Source organism: Franzmannia pantelleriensis (assembly GCF_900102875.1).
Classification (GTDB): Bacteria; Pseudomonadota; Gammaproteobacteria; order Pseudomonadales; family Halomonadaceae; genus Franzmannia; species Franzmannia pantelleriensis.
Window position 1 is genome coordinate 127,107 of sequence record NZ_FNGH01000004.1, and the last position, 16,236, is coordinate 143,342.

Consider the following 16,236-nt stretch of genomic DNA (forward strand, 5'->3'; position numbering starts at 1 on the left):
GTGTGCGTTCAGGCTTGCTGAATAGGGTCGGGCATGGCCGGAAAGCGCGGCGGATGCGCCTCCATGAACGCATGACAGGCGCGCAGCACGCGCACGTCGTCGAACTTGCCGCCGGCCAGTTGAAAGCCTACCGGCAGGCCTTTGTCGGTAAAGCCGCAGGGCACCGAGGCGGCGGGCTGCTGGCTGAGATTGAACGGGTATGAGAACGGCGCCCAGTCTTCCCAATCCTGCATGCCGCTGCCCGGCGGTACCTCGTGATTGATGGCAAAGGGCTCGATGGCCACCGTCGGCGTCATCAGTAGGTGAAAGTCGCGATTGAAGTGTTCCAGACGCTCGGTGAGGCGCGCTCTATCGCTCAGCGCGCGAAACAGATCCACCGACGACAGCGATTCGGCGCGCAGCGCGTTGGAGACCAGCCCCGGGTCGAGCTGTTCGCGCTGACTCGCGCTCAACTGCTGGTACATGTCCAGTGAGGCGGTGAACCAGATGGTCTGGAAGGTCGCAAGCGGCGAGATGAAGCCGGGGTCGACCTCGACGATCTCGGCTCCTAAGGCGGCGAGCTTGTCGGCGGCTTCCCTGACGCGCATGGCCACCTGGGTATCGACCCTGGCATAGCCGAGGTCGGCGGAGTAGGCAATGCGCAGCCCCTTGAGGTCCTGGCCGATATCACTGCCCCAGTCGTCCGGCTGCCCACGGGTGGCATAGGGATCATGGTAATCGTAGCGGCCCATCACATTGAGCATCATGGCCGCATCGCGCACGCTGCGGGTCATCGGCCCTAGGTGCGAAAGGGTCGGTTCCTGGGAGGGCGGCCACTGCGGTACCCAGCCAAACGACGGCTTGAAGCCGAAGGTGCCGGTGAAGGCGGCGGGAATGCGGATCGATCCGCCGGAGTCGCCGCCCTGGTGCAGCACCCCCATATTGAGCGCGGCGGCGGTCGCCGCGCCACCGGAGGAGCCGCCCGGCGTCAATCGGGTATCCCAGGGGTTGCGGGTGGCGCCGTGGATTCGGTTGTCGGTCACCGCCTTCCAGCCGAATTCCGGGGTGTTGGTCTTGCCGAGCAGAACCGCGCCGGCCTGGCGTAGCTTTCTGGCCGGCGGCGAGTCGTGCTGGCGGGGGGCGTCGTTGGTGGTAAGCGAGCCCTCCCGCGAAGGCATGCCGGCCACTTCGGTCAGGTCCTTCAGTGACACGGGGACACCATCGATGGGACTCAGCGGCTCGCCCTTGCCCCAGCGTCGCGCCGAGGCGCGGGCGGCTTCTTCAGCCCCCTCGCGGTCGACGTGAACATAGGCATTGACGGCGGGATTGAAGCGCTCGATGCGTGCCAGGGCGGCGCGGGTGGCGTCGAGGGGCGAGCAGTCGCGGCGTCGGTAGCGCTCGACGAGCTGGGCGGCGTCGAGAACGCCGAGGTCGGTGTCTTTCACACGTCTCTCCTTGTGCAGATGGCGACGCATCATGCGTCACGTTCAGCCTAGGAGGTTCCCGGCGTGGCAGACAAGGGGTCAGCCGCGCAGCAGCTTGCGATAACGGTCGAGCTGTCGGTCGAGCCAGTCAGCGTTGGGTGCGCCCTGGGCGTCGCGGCCAGGCACTCTGAGCTCGAGTACGAAAACGCCCTGGGACGCCTGGCCGAGCCGCTGGCCAGCGAGGCCAGCCAGCGCGCCGTCGAGGCGCTCAGGGCGGCGCCAGCTAAGCCACAGCGCCTGCTGCTCGATCAGGTAGTCGAGGCGTGCGGCGTCTATAAGCACCGTCATCGCGCCGTGCACCAGACCCTGGGAAAGACTCTCCAGGGTGCGATAGGCCGGGGCACCGGCGGCACGGCAGGCGTGGGCTCCCTCAACCCGGCAGCGCTCCCTTGCTCCGGCATCCGTCGGCCAGTTACCCCCGCGTAGTCGACCCGCCGTGGCCGGAAACAGCTGCGTGAGCACCAGGCAGGGCGTGGCGTCCGCCAGCGGCCGCGGTGACTCGGTGACATGGCAGCCGGCCATGGCCCCGCGCAGCCAGCGGTAGTCGCAGGCGCGCTGGACGCTGGCGCGGGCATCCTCCAGCGAGTGATGGGCGCCGTGCAGCGAGCGTAGCAGAGAGAGGGCGCGAAGCATCGGGACTTCCTTGGTCGCAAGCAGCAGTCATCTGGCCAAGGATATCACCAAAAAAACCGCCCGACTGTGGTTGGCCGGGCGGTTGGGTCTAACTACCGGATGATCGACCTCAGGCGGTGGCGTCGGCCTTTTGGCCGACCAGTTCCTTGAGGCAGGATTCGATGATCGACAGTCCCTCTTCCAGGATCTCGTCTTCGATGGTCACCGGCATCAGGAAGCGGATGGTGTTGCCGTACATGCCGCAGGAGAGCAGGATCAAGCCGTTCTCGCGGGCTTTCTTGCACAGCGCCGCGGCCAGGTCGGCGTCCGGCGTGTGGTTGGCCTTGTCGGATACCAGGTCGAAGGCCGCCATGGCGCCCATGTTGCGGGCGTTGTCGATGCAGTCGAAATCCTGCTGCCAGGTGGCGAAGCGCTTGGCCAGCTTGTCGCCCAGGGCGTTGCTCTTGTCGAGGATCCCTTCCTGCTCGAACACCTCGAGCACCGCCAAGGTCGCGGCGCAGGAGACCGGACTGCCGGTGTAGGTGCCGCCCAGCGAGTTGCCGCCGGAGGCGTCCATCACCTTGTCGGTACCCACTACCGCAGAGATCGGCATGCCATCGGCCATGCTCTTGGCCATGGTCATGATGTCCGGTTCGACGCCGCTATGCTCGATGGCGAACATCTTGCCGGTGCGACCGAAGCCGGACTGTACTTCGTCGATGATCATCAGGATGCCGTGCTCGTCGCAGATCTCGCGGATCGCCTTGAGGAAGCTGGTCGGCGCCGGGTAGAAACCGCCCTCGCCGAGTACCGGCTCGAGTACGATCGCCGCGGTATCCTTGGGATTGGCATCGGTCTTGAGCGCCATCTTCAGGCCGCGCAGCGCTTCATCCTCGCTGACACCGTGATAGGGCACCGGGAAGGGCGCGCGAAAGACGTTGCCCGGCATGCTGCCGAAGTCCGTCTGGTAGGGCGCGACCTTGCCGTTCATGGCCATGGTCATGAAGGTGCGGCCGTGATAGCCGCCGTCGAAGCAGATCACGTTGTTCTTGCCGGTGGCGGCGCGGGCCACCTTGACGGCGTTCTCCAGCGCCTCGGCGCCGGAGTTGGCCAGCATCACTTTGGCATGGCCGCGTACCGGGGTGATCTGGCTGAGTTTCTCCGCCACCTTCACATAGCCCTCGTAAGGCATCACGGTCTGGCAGGTGTGCATCACGCGGTCGAGCTGTGCCTTGACCGCCCCGACCACCTTGGGGTGGCGGTGGCCGATATTGAGCACGCCGATGCCGCCGGCGAAGTCGACGAAGCGATTGCCATCGGCGTCCCACACCTGGGCGTTCTCGGCGCGGTCGGCGAAGGCCGTGGCGGGACTGGCCGCACCGCTGGCCACGTAGCGCTGCTTGAGGTCGTTGAGCTCTGCGTTAGTCATCATGTCACTCCTTGGATAGTGGATAAGGGGCGCTCACAGGCCGCCAATACACACATACTTTAGCTCAGTGAAGTCATCCAGGCCGTGGTGTGATCCCTCTCGGCCCAGGCCTGATTCCTTGACGCCGCCGAAGGGCGCAAGTTCGGTAGAGAGTAGCCCCTCGTTGACGGCTACCATGCCATACTCCAGGCCCTCCATGACATGCCAGATGCGCCGATAGTCGCGGGCATAGAAGTAGGCGGCGAGACCGAACTCGGTGGCATTGGCCATGGCGATGGCCTGCTCGTCGGTGTCGAAGCGGAATACCGGGGCCAGCGGGCCGAAGGTCTCCTCGCGGGCCACGCGCATCGCGTCGGTGACGTCGGCCACTACGGTGGGCTGGAAGAAGGTGCCGCCCAGGGCGTGGGGTTCGCCGCCACATATCAGCCGGCCGCCCTTCTCGAGGGCATCGTGGATGTGAGTTTGGACCTTGTCCACCGCGGCGGCGTTGATCAGTGGGCCCTGTACCACGCCCTCATCGAGACCGTTGCCGACCTGGAGCTCGGCGACCCGGGCGGCGAGTTTTTCGAGGAAGGCGTCATAGACGCCGTCCTGAACCAGGAAGCGGTTGGTACACACGCAGGTCTGGCCGGCATTGCGAAACTTGGAGGCGATGGCGCCCTCTACCGCAGCATCCAGGTCAGCGTCATCGAAGACGATGAAGGGGGCGTTGCCACCCAGTTCCATGGAAGCCTTCTTGACCGTGCCGGCGCACTGCGCCAGCAGTTTCTTGCCCACCGGGGTCGAGCCGGTAAAGGAGACCTTACGTACCCGCGGGTCGGTGGTCAGTACCTCGCCGATGGCGGCGGGGCGGCTGGCGGTGACCACGTTGAGCAGGCCGGCGGGGAAGCCGACCTGCTCGGCGAGCCGGGCCAGGGCCAGGGCGGTCAGCGGGGTGGCCTCGGCGGGCTTGATCACTACCGGGCAGCCGGCGGCCAGCGCCGGGGCGCACTTGCGGGTAATCATCGCCAACGGGAAGTTCCACGGGGTGATGGCAGCGACCACGCCGATCGGCTCGCGCATCACCAGCAGGCGCTTGTCGGCGCCGTGACTGGGCAGGGTCTCGCCGGCCATGCGCTTGGCCTCTTCGGCGTAGAACTCGATGAAGGCAGCGCCGTAGGCGACTTCGCCACGGGATTCGGCGAGCGGCTTGCCCTGCTCGAGGGTCATCAGCCGTGCCAGGTCCTCCTGATGCGCCATGATCGCCTCGAACCAGGCGCGCAGCAGGGCGCTGCGCTGCTTGGCCGGGGTCTTGCGCCACGCCGGCCAGGCTGCCTCGGCGGCGGCCACGGCGTCGCGCGCCGCATCGGCATCCAGGTCGGGTACCTCGGCAAGCACCTCGCCGTTAGCGGGGTTGGTTACCGTGAAGCGGCGGTCGGCATGGCGCCATTCACCGCCGATGTACGCCTTGTCGATGGTCAGTTCGGGGAGTGGGTACGTGGGCATGCTGCCTCCTGAGTGTCGATGCTCCGATTGTTATCATAATTGACGTGTCGTGCAATATATAAAACACATGTCGCTCAATTAACCTAGACCCATCGGCGCCCTGAGTGCTTTCGGCTACACTGGGCGCCGATTTATGCATTGCCGTCTTTCGTCATGTCGAGGTGAGTCTTGGTCGATCCCCTTAATGCCTGGTGGGCTCAACAACTGGTGCTGTGCGGCTGGGCCTTCGAGCCCGACCCGACGGCGGTGTCGGCAGAGCTGGCCGCCGAACGGCTGGTATATCTCGGGGTCGAGGATCGCAGCGAGCTTGGCTGGCGACTGCTCGAGGCATTTCCCCCTGGCCCACCCAATGCGTTGAGTCAGCTCGATGCCCTGGAGCTGCTGGCGCTGGCGGCAGCGGCAGGGTGGCTGCCTGGCGAGCGTGCAAGAGCCTGGGTCAGGCACCTGGGCGATGACATCTGCGCTCACTATGGCGACCTCGACGACTGGCTCAAGGCGCTGCTCGCGATCCGCAGCGGTGAGGGCTGGGTGCGTGGCGACGATGGCTTCTATGAGGCCTGTGAGGCGTTGGCACGCCTCGAGCAGGATGGCGATGGCGTGACCTGGGAGATGCTCGTTGCACGCCTGGCGCAGCGCGACTCGCCGGCCCCCCTGTGGCCAAGCGCGCCGGGAGAGGCGGTGTGGCGTCTGCGCGCTGCCTTCGCCCCGACCCTGGCGTTGCCGCCTAGCCCGGGACTCGACTGGCCCGACGTCGCTGCCTGGCTCGGCGAGGTATGGCAGGTCCATGATCGTGATGAACTGATTCGCCTGATGCTGTGGCTGTCCGGGCAGGGGGATCGCTACGGCTGGGACCTTGACGCCAGTCGCCTGCTAGAGCAGGGCCCCGACCAGCGACAGGCGTGGCTGGCCGGGCTGCAGGGCGCCGAGCCCTACGGCCATGTACTGCTGACCTTCCTGACCCGCGGCGAACCGCTGGAGTGGGCGGCCTGGGACTGGCTGCGACTGGTCGAGCTGGCGCACGCCGGTTGGTGTCTGGAGTGGCTCAGTCAGGAGGAGGCCGAGGACGTTGCGGCACATGCCCTGGATCTGCTATCGCGACGCTATAGCGACTGGATGGCGCTGATCCACGCCTACCAGCGTGGACGCAGCCTGTTCGACGGGCGCGACCGCTGCGGTGAGGTACCCCGCGACTGGGGGCTGCTGCTGCAGTCGCCGGTCAGTCCCTGGCGTGAGCCGTTGGGCGACCTGCTGGAGGAGCCGCTGCGCCAGCGTAGCCGCGCGGCGATGCGTGCCTGGCGCCGTGAGCCGCATCACTGGGTGCTGGCGCTGGCCTCGATCCGTGAACCGGACCTCTTGTATCGCCAGGGGATTGCGCCGCCGGTGAGTGCGGCGCGGCGCGACGACGCCCGCAGCTACCTGCGTGAGACGTTGGGGCTGTTCCCCGACGATGGTGCCGACGGCCTGCGGCGCTACTGGTTGCCGGCCCAGGCACACCATCTCAACCAGCTGGCCGCCGATGCCAGCCATGCGGCGCTGCCCAGAAACCGCACCCCCTTTGGCGAGCCGTCGGCAGTGGCCTTGGCCCAGCGCAATGCCCTGGCCGACTGCAGCCGCCATGCGGCCACCATCCACATGGCCGAGAAGTACGCTTTCTACCTTCAGATGACCATGGACAGTGGTGAGTTCGACGCCGCGTCGCTGGCCGCCCAGGCCGAGTCGCTGCGCTGCGTGCTATGCCGCTTCTATCCCGACGCGCGGCGCTTGCTGAGCGCCTGGGCCGCCTGGGAAAGTGTGCTCCCCGACGGCGAGGGGCCACTGCTGAGTCACGAGATCTGCTGGCATCGCGATGATCCTGGCAGTCCCTTCCACTGGTTGGACTGGAAACCGGGGGCCTGGCAAGAACCCGGTGATCGCCCCAGCCTGCCGCGCTTCACCGCGCTGGCCCTGGTCGGGCCGCTCAATACCAGTGCCTGGAGCGACCCGCTGCCTGAGAGCCCGCGCGAGTGCGAAGCGATCCGCGAGTGGCTCGACGGTCACTATGGCTTGCACAGCGCCGAGGGCGTGGCCGAGTTTCTGGATTTCCTGCTCGGCTCCGGTGATCGTCAGGAGTATCAGATCAACTACGCCCCCTATACCCTCAATGCCGCGCGCCTGGCCTCCGAAATCGCCACCCTGGAGTCCGACGACTGCGGCGAGGAGGAGCGCAACCACCTGCTACGGCTGGCGCGTGTGCGCGACAATGAGGATGGCTGCAACGACATCGACATGACGGCCTGGGACATTGCCCAGGCAGTAGATCTGGCGATTGCTGCCCGCCAGTTGAACTGGCTGGATGAGGCGGCCTTCGCCGCGGTGCTGGAACGCGCCATGCGCCTGGCGACCGAGCACTATGGTGGCTGGTCGGCCTATGCGCGAGGCCTGTACGCCGGCTTTTCGTTCTTCATGGGCGAGACGGATGAGCGCCCGGCTTTTCTCGCCAGTTTCCGCGAGGCGCTGGTCGCCTGGCTCACCGGCGCACCGCCGCTGGCTGGCGCCTGGGCGAGTCTCGACTTCCCCGGTGCGCGTCCGCGCCACTGGGCGCCGATGCATATTGATACGCTGCCGGGGGATGCGCGCACCCTTCATTAACGAAACGTTACCTTCTCGGCTGTCGCCAAGTGCCATAACATAGATTATATTCATTAGGTTATTGTCAACAGGCGCTTCCTGTCAGGCGCCTGACTTCCCTTTGGCATCGGACCGCTGACAGGCCGCTATGGACGTGGTACGTCGGGCATGCGCCCTGGGCACCACTTCCACAGCGACGTCACACTGCCCCCCGACATGCGTCGATACGCGTGATGGAGGCGAAGCGCGGTTCGCGTATTCGTGAACGAGGTCGCTGGAATGTTGCGTATCGCTGGCGTATGTCTGCTTCTCAGTATCGTGGCTGGCTGTGCTGGAACACCGCAGGAAGAGCCGCCCGCTGAGTACTTCAGCTCGTCACTGCCGTCTCTCGATCATGATCCCCTGATGTCCCCGGTCGATAACCCGATCCGTGAACTACGCAGTTTCCAACGGCCGTCGCCGGCGCTGGTGCGCCAGGCCCTACTGGCGCAGCACGAGCGCTGGGTCGGCACGCCCTATCGGCTCGGCGGCGAAGGTCAGGCTGGCATCGACTGTTCGGCGCTGATGCAACATGTCTTCAACGACAGCTTCCGCATGGATCTGCCGCGAACCACCGAGTCCCAGGCGCTGCAGGGTAGCCGCATCGAGCGTAGTGAATTGCGCCCTGGCGATCTGGTGTTCTTCCGCCCGCCAGGCCCCTATAACCACGTTGGGGTATATGTCGGCGACGGCTACTTCCTGCACGCGTCCACCTCCCAGGGCGTAATCCTCTCCGAGATCGATAACACCTATTGGCAGCGCCACTACTGGCAATCGCGGCGCCCGATGGAGCAAAACCAGCTGGCACAGCGTGCCGCCTGGACTCAGCGCGGCTGATCGGGATGTTCAAGGACGAAGTCGACGAATGCCTGCTCGGCCCGCGACAGGCCGCTGCCGCGAGCCCAAGCCAGCGATAGCTCGAGCCACGCCGGAGGGGCGAACGACACTGCCGCCAGCCCCGGCTCGTCGATCACCCGGCGCAAAAAGGTGGTGATGCCGAACCCCTGGCGGACGATGGCCTTGGTCAGCGGAATCAGGTTCGACTGAAAGGCCACATCGGCCTGGTGGCCCCCCGCATCGGCCAGGGCGTCGACGAACTCGCGGTGAAAGTACCCATCCTGAAACAGCACCAGTGGCTCGCCGAAGAAGTCCTCAGGCGAGACGCTCGCACGTCCAGCGAAGGGGTGATCCTCCGGCACGCACACCACCATCTCCTCGCGCAGGAAGCGGCGTCGCTCCAGCCCCTGACTAGTCGCGTCATCGATCACCACGCCGAGATCCAGCTCGCCGGCATTGATCATGCGCTGCAGGCGTCGGGTGCCGGCCTCCACCACCGTCAGGCGGATACCGGGATGACGCGCCTTGAAGCCCATCAGCAGTGGTGGGAAGTAGTAGGAGCCGAGCATCGAGGGGATGCCGATGCGCACCTCGCCCTTGACCAGACCATGCAGCTCGCGCATTGCCAGATGGGCCGCCTCGGCGCGTTCGAGCAGTGACGTGGCGTGGACGTAGAGTGCCTCGCCTTCGGCGGTGAGACTGATACGCCGTTCATGGCGATGAAACAGGGTCAGCTCGAGGCGCTTTTCGAGATTGGCGACGGTCTGGCTGATCGCCGACTGTGCCACGTGCAGTTCGCGGGCGGCGGCGCTGAAGCCGCGATGGTCGGCGACGCTGACGAAGCACTGCAGCGCGCGCAGGTCGAAGGGCAGGCTCATAAGAAAATCCGATGGCGGTTATCAAAAGATGCTGTTTGGCTTATTGGTCCGAGGCATTGATCATGCCCCTCCCACTCGGAGACGTCCATGATCGAAGCTCATAGTCGCGCCTGGTGGCGTGCCACCCTGGCGCTCTGCCTGGGATCCTTCACGGTGTTCATTAATCTCTATGCGCCGCAGCCGCTGCTGCCCGAGCTGCGCCAGGTGTTCGGGATCTCGACCCTGGCCGCGGGGCTGGTGATGTCGGTGTCGACGCTCACGCTAGCGCTGGCGTTGCTGGTGTTCGGCACCCTCTCCGATGCAATTGGCCGGCGCGGTATCATGCTGGTGACCCTGGTGTTGACCACTCTGTGCAGCCTGGGACTGGTGCTGGCACCCAATTACCACACGCTGCTGTTGCTGCGGGCCGTGCAGGGCTTTGTGCTCGGTGGTCTGCCGGCGGTGGCGATCGCCTGGATGGGTGATGAGTTCGACAGGCGCGGGCTGATGCTGGCGGTGGGCCTATATATCAGCGCCAACACCCTGGGTGGCATCGGCGGTCGGGTGATGGGCGGTTTCGCCGCCGACTTGGGCGGCTGGCAGGCGAGTTTCGCTACCGTCGGCGTGGTCAGCGTGGTGTGTGTGGCGCTGTTCTGGAAGCTGCTGCCGGCGTCGCGCCACTTCGAGCCAAAGCCGTTTCGCCTGGCGGCGGCGCTGGGGTCCATCACTGCCCATCTGCGCAATCCGCTGCTGCTCGGGGCCTATCTGATCGGCGGGCTCAATTTTCTGATCTTCATCAACCAGTACAGCTACATCACCTTTCGCCTGAGTGAGGCGCCCTACGGCTTGGCGACTCAGTGGCTGGGGATGATCTTCGTCACCTACCTCGGTGGCACCCTGGGCGCCTCGCTGTCGGGGCGCGCCGCTCAGCAGCTCTCTCAACCGCGCTGCATGATGCTGGGCATCGCGATTTTCGCGGTGGGTACGGTGCTGACCCTGGCCGATTCGCTGGTCGCGATCATCGTCGGGCTGACCGTCAACGCCTTCGGCTTCTTCTTCACCCATTCGACGGCCTCGAGCTGGGTCGGGCGCCAGGCCAAAGCCGCACGCGGTAGCGCCTCGGCGCTCTACCTGGTGTTCTACTACGTCGGCGCCAGCCTTGGGGGCTTCTATCTGGAGCCATTCTGGCAGTTGGCCCAGTGGTGGGGGGTGGCGCTGGCCTCATGGCTGGTGCTGGCGATAACCCTGGGATTGGCTGGTTGGCTAGGGATCAAGGAGCGCGCCGCGCACGCTCCTTGATTGACGCCTTGAAGATCAGTCGACCAGTGTGACGGCGCCGCGCATGATGCCCGAGTGCCCGGGGAAACTACAGAAGAAGACATAGCTGTCGTCGCCGTCGAGTTCATCGACATCGAAGGTCACCGAGGTACTTTCGCCGCCGCCGATCATCTCGGTATAGGCGATGATGCGTTCGTCGTCGGGAACGATATAGTCGTTCTCCGGACCGGCCGCCATGCTCGCCTCGGCGACGTCGGCCATGTCTGCTTCCCGAGTCAGCACCCAGTTGTGGCCCATGGTCTCGACGCCCATGCTGCCGACATGTTCCAGCTCGAGGGTGAAGGTATCGCAGCTCTGGCTGATCTCGAGAGTATCGGTATCGAACTGCATCTGGTCGTTGGATTCCACCACGGCGCTACACTCATCGGCCAGGGCCGGTAGGCTCAGCAGACCGAGCAATGCGGCGGCTACCATTGGACGAATCATCGGCTACTCCCTTGCTTGTGAAAGACAATGAGATTCAATCACATTAGTAAGGCAGTGTTCTACCCGAGTGGCGATCCCGAGTGCGGTGAATCGTCACATGTCAGCCGCGCGAGCGGCTACAGGCCGCCGGCTTCATCGCCCCAGATCTCTTCTAGGCGTTCCTCACGCCCGCAGGCGGACTTGTAGAAGCGGTAGCGCAGCGGGTTCTCTTGATAGTAGTTCTGGTGATAGTCCTCCGCCGCGTAGAACGTCTCGAAGTCGTTGATTTCGGTGGCAATGACGCGGTCGAAGCGCTCGGCCACCGCATCTCGGCTAGCCTCGGCCAGGGCACGCTCCTCGTCGCTGGCGGTGAAGATCGCGCTGCGGTAGGCCTCGCCGGCGTCGCAGAACTGACGGTCCTCGACGAAGGGGTCGATATTGCGCCAGAACACGTGCAGCAGCGTCTCGTAGTCGACCTGGCTCGGATCATATTCGACCTTGACCACCTCGGCATGCCCGGTGCCGCCGCCGACTACCTGTTCATAGCTGGGATTCTCGACGTGGCCGCCGCTGAAGCCCGAGGTGGTGGCGACTACCCCGTCGACGGCATCGAAGAACTCCTCCACGCACCAGAAGCAGCCACCGCCAAATACCGCTTCGGCGGTTGACTGGTTGGCTTCTTCGGCGTGGGCGGCAAGCGGCAGCAGCGCGAACAGGGCGTAGCGAAGCGGACGAATCGATGGCATGGTAATTGACCGGTTGCGGAGCGATGCCTGCTTTGATGGCCTGATGGCACAGGGGTTCCCGAGATGGCTGCGGTGCCACCGTGTAAGGAAGCGCAGGCGGTGGCGACGGAAGGGCTATCGCACCGCCTGGCCCAGGCGGATATCCCGATCATGGAGAGATGAGCTTGGCACAACGACGACTGTGGATCCTGGTGAGTGTGGCGCTGCTGGTGGCAGCCTTCTTTATCAGCGGCGCCCATCAGTGGCTGACCCTCGACAACCTCAAGGCCAATCAAACCGAATTCCAGCGCTGGTTCGGTGAACGGCCGCTGCTGGTGGGCGGCGGCTTCTTTCTGCTCTATACGCTGATGGCGGGGCTATCGCTCCCCGGGGCGACGTTGCTGACGCTGTTAGGCGGCGCGCTGTTTGGCTTCGGCTGGGGGCTGTTGATCATCTCCTTTGCCAGCACCCTGGGCGCGACCCTGGCGTTTGTGATTGCCCGCACCCTGGCGCGCGGCCCGCTGGAGCGGCGCTTTGCTGCCCAGCTCGACAGCATCAACCGCGGGATCCAGCGAGAAGGGGCGCTGTACCTGTTCACCCTGCGGTTGATTCCACTGTTCCCATTCTTTGTCATCAACCTGGTGATGGGGCTGACGCGGATGAAGGTGGTGACCTTCTACTGGGTCAGCCAGCTGGGCATGCTGCCAGGCACTGCGGTGTTCGTGAACGCCGGGCGCGAGCTCGGCAGTCTCGAGTCGCTGTCGGGTATTTTATCGCCGACGCTGATCGTCTCCTTCGTGCTGATCGGGCTGTTTCCTCTTGTGGCGCGCTGGGTGGTGGATGCCATCAAACGCCACCGGCTGGCCAAGGCGTACCATCGTCCCCAGGGCTTCGATTATGACGTCGTGGTAATCGGTGCCGGCTCGGCGGGCCTGGTGGCCAGCTATATCGCCTCAGCGGTCAAGGCGCGGGTGGCGCTGGTGGAGCGTGACGCGATGGGCGGCGACTGCCTGAATACCGGCTGCGTGCCCTCCAAGGCGCTGATTCGCGCCGCCCGTGCCGCCCACGAAGCGCGTCAGGCCAAGCGTTTCGGGGTCCATCTAGGCGAGCCCGAGGTGGACGTCCGCGGCGTGATGGCCCATGTGCACGATGCCATCGCCAAGGTCGCCCCCCACGACAGCCCCGCCCGCTATCGCGGCCTGGGCGTCGATGTGGTGCACGGCGAGGCGCGCCTGCAGACGCCCTGGGAGGTGCGCGTCGGCGAACGGGTGCTGACCAGTCGCCATGTCATCATCGCCAGCGGCGCGCGGCCGCGTGTGCTGCCGCTGCCGGGTATCGACGCCGAGGAGATCCTGACCTCCGACAATCTGTGGCAGCTCGAGCGGTTGCCGGAGCGGCTGGTGGTGATTGGCGGCGGGCCGATTGGCTGCGAGCTGGGCCAGAGCTTCGCGCGCTTGGGCAGCCGGGTGCATCTGGTGGAAGAGGCGGCTCAGCTGCTGCCGCGGGAGGATCGCGACGTCGCCGAGACCCTCGAAGGCGCGCTGCGCGAGGAGGGCGTGGGGCTGCACCTGGGCTGCCGGGCGCTGGCGGTGGAGCCTGGCCCCAGCCATGGCCCGCAGGCCAAGGTACTGGTGATCGAGCGCGCCGACGGCAGCCGGTCGCGCATCGTGTTCGACCGCCTGCTGATGGCGGTGGGGCGCCAAGCCAACGTCGAGGGGCTGGGGCTGGAGGCGCTGGGCATTGCGACTCGCAGCAACGGCACCCTGGATGTCGACGACACATTGCGCAGCCTGCACCCCAATATCTGGGCCTGCGGCGACGTGGTGGGGCCGTATCAGCTGACCCACGCCAGCGCCCATCAGGCCTGGCATGCCACGGTCAACGCGCTGTTTGGCGAGCTCAAGCGCTTCTCGGTCAGCTATCGCGCGCTGCCGGCGGTGACCTTCAGCGACCCCGAGGTGGCGCGGGTCGGGCTCAGCGAGCGCGAGGCCAAGGCCCGCGGGACTGCCTATGAACTGACCCGCTACGAACTCTCCGAGCTGGACCGCGCCATCGCCGACGGCCACGACCGCGGCTTCGTCAAGGTGCTGACGGTACCCGGCAAGGACCGGATTCTCGGCGCCAGCGTGGTCGGACATGGTGCCGGTGAACTGTTGGCCACCTTCACTCTGGCGATGACGCGCAATATCGGCCTCAACAAGCTGCTGGCGACGATTCACCCCTACCCGAGCTACTCGGAGGCGGCCAAGGCCAGCGCCGGACTGTGGAAGAACGCCCACAAACCAGAGCGGCTGCTTGGCTGGTTGGCGCGCTACTTCGGCTGGAGACGGCGTAGCGGTCGCCTGCACCTGATCGACACCCACGAGGAGCGCCCCTGATGCTCGACCGCTGGACCATGCCGTTGACCCAGGCACCGCTGGCACGGATCGCCGCCGTGCTGGCGCAGTACGGCATTCGCCCGGATCAGGTCACCGTGGTGGCTTTCGCGGTGGGGATGCTGGCCTTGCCGCTGCTGGCGCTGGAGTGGTACGCCGCGGCGCTGGCGGTGATTCTGTTCAACCGTCTCGGCGATGGGCTCGACGGTGCCCTGGCGCGCCACACCGGGCGCTCAAGTGACGCTGGCGGCTTTCTGGATATCGGCCTGGATTTCGTCTTCTACGCCGCGGTGGTACTGGGCTTTGCGCTGGCTGACCCGGCGACCAATGCCCTGGCGGCGGCGCTGCTGCTGTTCGCCTTCATCGGTACCGGGACCTCCTTTCTGGCCTTCGCGATCATGGCCGCCAAGCATCAGCTCGAACGGCCGCGCTTCGCATCAAAGGCGTTCTATTATCTGCACGGACTCACTGAGGGCACCGAGACCGTGCTCGCCTTCGTGCTGTTCTGCCTGTTTCCCCAGCACTTTGCGCTGCTGGCCAGCCTGTTTGCGCTGGCCTGCCTGATCACCACCGCCACCCGGCTGTGGGGCGGCTATCGCACCCTGCGGGCACGTGAGGCTCAGGCCTCGGCGCAGAGCTGACCGTTCTCCAGCCATAGGCGCCGCTGGCAGAGCCGTTTCAGCAGCGCCCGGTCATGGCCGATGACCAGCACACCGAGGTCGCGCTGCTCGGCGACCTCGGCCAGCGTCTGCCATAGCTCGGCCTGGGTAATGGCGTCGAGCATCGAGGAGATCTCGTCGGCAATCAGGTAGCGCACCCCAGGTGCCAGGCTGCGCAGCACCGCCACCCGCTGCAGTTCGCCGCCGGACAGCTCGTGGGGATAGCGTTCCAGCCAGTCGTCGCCGATGCCGAAGCGCTGGCGCAGCGCGGCGTCGGGCGTCCAGGCCTCGGCGAGAATACGGCCGATGCGCCAGCGCGGATTGACCGCCAGCTCCGGCACCTGGGGTAGCCACTGTACAGGGTGCAGGCCATGTCGGGGCAGCGGCGCGCCGTCGAGCTGCAGCGAGCCACTGCGCAGCGTGTGATGTCCGGCGAGTGCCCGGCCGAGCGTCGACTTGCCGGACCCCGAGGCGCCGCTGAGACCCAGCCACTCTCCCGCAGCCAGCTGCAGCGACACGCCGCGCAGCACGCTGACGCCGGGGCGGTAGCCGAGGGTGATGTCGTGTGCTTCAAGCAAGCGGGGCGACCTCATGGACCGGCGGTCGAGCGAAGTCGTTGTCGGGCAGGGCGCGCCATAGCGCCCGCGCATAGCCGCTGGCCAGCGCCTTGCCGCGACCCTGAAAGGCATCGGCCGGGGCGGTTTCCAGGGTGGTGCCGGCGTGGAACACCGTGACCCGGTCGGCCACGCTCAGCGCGTGGCGCAGGTCATGGGTGATCAGCAGCACGCCCTTGCCGGCGTCGGCGAGCCGCCGCAGCTGGTCGAGCACGCCGTCGCGATGGGCCGGATCGAGGCCGACGCTGGGTTCATCGGCGATCAGCCAGTCGGCCTCGCCGGCGGTGGCCATGGCCAGCAGCACCCGGCGCGCCATGCCGCCGGAGAGCTGATGGGGGTAGCGGCGGGCACTGTCGCCGACCATGCCGACCTCGGTCAACGCTCGCTCGGCGGCAGCTCGCGGGGCACTAACCCCGGCGCGCTGCGCTGCCCAGGTAACCTGACGATGGCTGCGCACCAGCGGGTCGAGTGCTGCCAGCGACTGGGGAATCAGCGCCAGGCGCTTGCCGCGCAGCGCTGCCTGGCGCGGTGCGTCGAGGGGGGCGCCGTCTAGCCGAAGCTCTCCGCGCAGCCGGGCGTTGCCGGGCAGCAGGCCGATGATCGCCTGGGCCATCAGGCTCTTGCCGGCTCCCGAGGCGCCTACCACCGCATGCACCTCGCCGCGGACCAGGCTGAGGGAGACGTCGCGCAGGCAAGGAACTGCCTCGCGTTGCCACAGGCCGCGGTAGCGCAGGAAGTCGAGGGCGAGGTGGTCGATCTCGAGCATGGTCACACTCCACGGATGGTTGAGC

The 16,236-nt window shown here is 66.3% G+C and carries 14 protein-coding genes; 5 read left to right on the top strand and 9 right to left on the bottom strand.

Translation table 11 applies throughout. The features are described from left to right. Nucleotides 1–8: 8 nt before the first annotated feature. From BLT16_RS06325 to BLT16_RS06340, 4 genes are all read right to left on the bottom strand, one after another. Nucleotides 9–1,424 carry an amidase gene (locus BLT16_RS06325; protein WP_089657694.1) on the bottom strand — a complete coding sequence of 472 codons (1,416 nt, stop codon included), beginning with the start codon at nucleotides 1,422–1,424 and terminating at the stop codon, nucleotides 9–11. A gap of 78 nt (nucleotides 1,425–1,502) precedes the next feature. Beyond that, nucleotides 1,503–2,096, bottom strand: a complete 594-nt coding sequence (locus BLT16_RS06330) for a hypothetical protein (RefSeq protein ID WP_089657695.1) — start codon at nucleotides 2,094–2,096, stop codon at nucleotides 1,503–1,505. Between the two features lie 109 nt (nucleotides 2,097–2,205). Continuing rightward, the gene (gabT, locus tag BLT16_RS06335) at nucleotides 2,206–3,504 is read right to left on the bottom strand and encodes a 4-aminobutyrate--2-oxoglutarate transaminase (RefSeq protein ID WP_089657696.1); all 1,299 of its coding nucleotides are present in this window, start codon (nucleotides 3,502–3,504) and stop codon (nucleotides 2,206–2,208) included. A 33-nt stretch (nucleotides 3,505–3,537) separates the two neighbouring features. Beyond that, nucleotides 3,538–4,989 (bottom strand): NAD-dependent succinate-semialdehyde dehydrogenase, encoded by a 1,452-nt coding sequence (locus BLT16_RS06340; RefSeq protein WP_089657697.1) that lies wholly within the window; start codon nucleotides 4,987–4,989, stop codon nucleotides 3,538–3,540. Nucleotides 4,990–5,157: 168 nt separating this feature from the next. On the opposite strand from BLT16_RS06340, the gene BLT16_RS06345 reads away from it, so the two are divergent. Both BLT16_RS06345 and BLT16_RS06350 read left to right on the top strand, forming a co-directional pair. Beyond that, nucleotides 5,158–7,617: a DUF1266 domain-containing protein gene (locus BLT16_RS06345; RefSeq protein WP_089657698.1), complete on the top strand. Its 2,460-nt coding sequence runs from the start codon at nucleotides 5,158–5,160 to the stop codon at nucleotides 7,615–7,617. A 384-nt stretch (nucleotides 7,618–8,001) separates the two neighbouring features. After that, nucleotides 8,002–8,472, top strand: a complete 471-nt coding sequence (locus tag BLT16_RS06350) for a C40 family peptidase (protein WP_340148248.1) — start codon at nucleotides 8,002–8,004, stop codon at nucleotides 8,470–8,472. Here BLT16_RS06350 and BLT16_RS06355 read toward each other — a convergent pair. Continuing rightward, on the bottom strand, nucleotides 8,460–9,350 hold the full coding sequence (locus BLT16_RS06355; RefSeq protein WP_089657700.1) for a LysR family transcriptional regulator: 891 nt from the start codon (nucleotides 9,348–9,350) through the stop codon (nucleotides 8,460–8,462). The two genes, BLT16_RS06350 and BLT16_RS06355, sit on opposite strands and share 13 nt — an antisense overlap. 87 nt (nucleotides 9,351–9,437) lie before the next feature. Here BLT16_RS06355 and BLT16_RS06360 point away from each other — a divergent pair, with 87 nt between their 5' ends. Next, nucleotides 9,438–10,628 (top strand): MFS transporter, encoded by a 1,191-nt coding sequence (locus BLT16_RS06360; RefSeq protein ID WP_089657701.1) that lies wholly within the window; start codon nucleotides 9,438–9,440, stop codon nucleotides 10,626–10,628. Between the two features lie 15 nt (nucleotides 10,629–10,643). On the opposite strand, the gene azu is transcribed toward BLT16_RS06360, so the two are convergent. Then, complete coding sequence (gene azu, locus BLT16_RS06365) at nucleotides 10,644–11,093, bottom strand: azurin (protein ID WP_089657702.1); 450 nt, start codon at nucleotides 11,091–11,093, stop codon at nucleotides 10,644–10,646. A gap of 116 nt (nucleotides 11,094–11,209) precedes the next feature. Further along, nucleotides 11,210–11,818 (bottom strand): peptide-methionine (S)-S-oxide reductase MsrA, encoded by a 609-nt coding sequence (gene msrA, locus BLT16_RS06370; protein WP_089657703.1) that lies wholly within the window; start codon nucleotides 11,816–11,818, stop codon nucleotides 11,210–11,212. A 158-nt stretch (nucleotides 11,819–11,976) separates the two neighbouring features. Between msrA and BLT16_RS06375 the strand changes: the two genes are divergently transcribed. Both BLT16_RS06375 and BLT16_RS06380 read left to right on the top strand, forming a co-directional pair. Next, nucleotides 11,977–14,175, top strand: coding sequence for an FAD-dependent oxidoreductase (locus BLT16_RS06375; RefSeq protein ID WP_422717918.1), 2,199 nt, complete (start codon nucleotides 11,977–11,979; stop codon nucleotides 14,173–14,175). Beyond that, complete coding sequence (locus BLT16_RS06380) at nucleotides 14,175–14,813, top strand: CDP-alcohol phosphatidyltransferase family protein (protein ID WP_089657704.1); 639 nt, start codon at nucleotides 14,175–14,177, stop codon at nucleotides 14,811–14,813. The genes BLT16_RS06375 and BLT16_RS06380 overlap by 1 nt, the downstream gene beginning before the upstream one ends. On the opposite strand, the gene BLT16_RS06385 is transcribed toward BLT16_RS06380, so the two are convergent. Both BLT16_RS06385 and BLT16_RS06390 read right to left on the bottom strand, forming a co-directional pair. Further along, nucleotides 14,792–15,409 (bottom strand): ABC transporter ATP-binding protein, encoded by a 618-nt coding sequence (locus BLT16_RS06385; RefSeq protein WP_089657705.1) that lies wholly within the window; start codon nucleotides 15,407–15,409, stop codon nucleotides 14,792–14,794. The genes BLT16_RS06380 and BLT16_RS06385 overlap by 22 nt on opposite strands. Further along, entirely contained in the window at nucleotides 15,402–16,211 is an 810-nt protein-coding gene (locus BLT16_RS06390) for an ATP-binding cassette domain-containing protein (RefSeq protein ID WP_089657706.1), read from the bottom strand. Before BLT16_RS06390 ends, BLT16_RS06385 begins: the two co-directional genes overlap by 8 nt. Nucleotides 16,212–16,236 lie beyond the last annotated feature (25 nt).

Bases quoted from the DNA above. Each gene is read 5' to 3' on its own strand.
- BLT16_RS06330 (WP_089657695.1), bottom strand. From the start codon at position 2,096: ATGCTTCGCGCCCTCTCTCTGCTACGCTCGCTGCACGGCGCCCATCAC.
- gabT (WP_089657696.1), bottom strand. From the start codon at position 3,504: ATGACTAACGCAGAGCTCAACGACCTCAAGCAGCGCTACGTGGCCAGC.
- BLT16_RS06340 (WP_089657697.1), bottom strand. From the start codon at position 4,989: ATGCCCACGTACCCACTCCCCGAACTGACCATCGACAAGGCGTACATC.
- BLT16_RS06350 (WP_340148248.1), top strand. From the start codon at position 8,002: ATGTCCCCGGTCGATAACCCGATCCGTGAACTACGCAGTTTCCAACGG.
- BLT16_RS06355 (WP_089657700.1), bottom strand. From the start codon at position 9,350: ATGAGCCTGCCCTTCGACCTGCGCGCGCTGCAGTGCTTCGTCAGCGTC.
- BLT16_RS06360 (WP_089657701.1), top strand. From the start codon at position 9,438: ATGATCGAAGCTCATAGTCGCGCCTGGTGGCGTGCCACCCTGGCGCTC.
- azu (WP_089657702.1), bottom strand. From the start codon at position 11,093: ATGATTCGTCCAATGGTAGCCGCCGCATTGCTCGGTCTGCTGAGCCTA.
- msrA (WP_089657703.1), bottom strand. From the start codon at position 11,818: ATGCCATCGATTCGTCCGCTTCGCTACGCCCTGTTCGCGCTGCTGCCG.
- BLT16_RS06375 (WP_422717918.1), top strand. From the start codon at position 11,977: ATGAGCTTGGCACAACGACGACTGTGGATCCTGGTGAGTGTGGCGCTG.
- BLT16_RS06380 (WP_089657704.1), top strand. From the start codon at position 14,175: ATGCTCGACCGCTGGACCATGCCGTTGACCCAGGCACCGCTGGCACGG.
- BLT16_RS06390 (WP_089657706.1), bottom strand. From the start codon at position 16,211: ATGCTCGAGATCGACCACCTCGCCCTCGACTTCCTGCGCTACCGCGGC.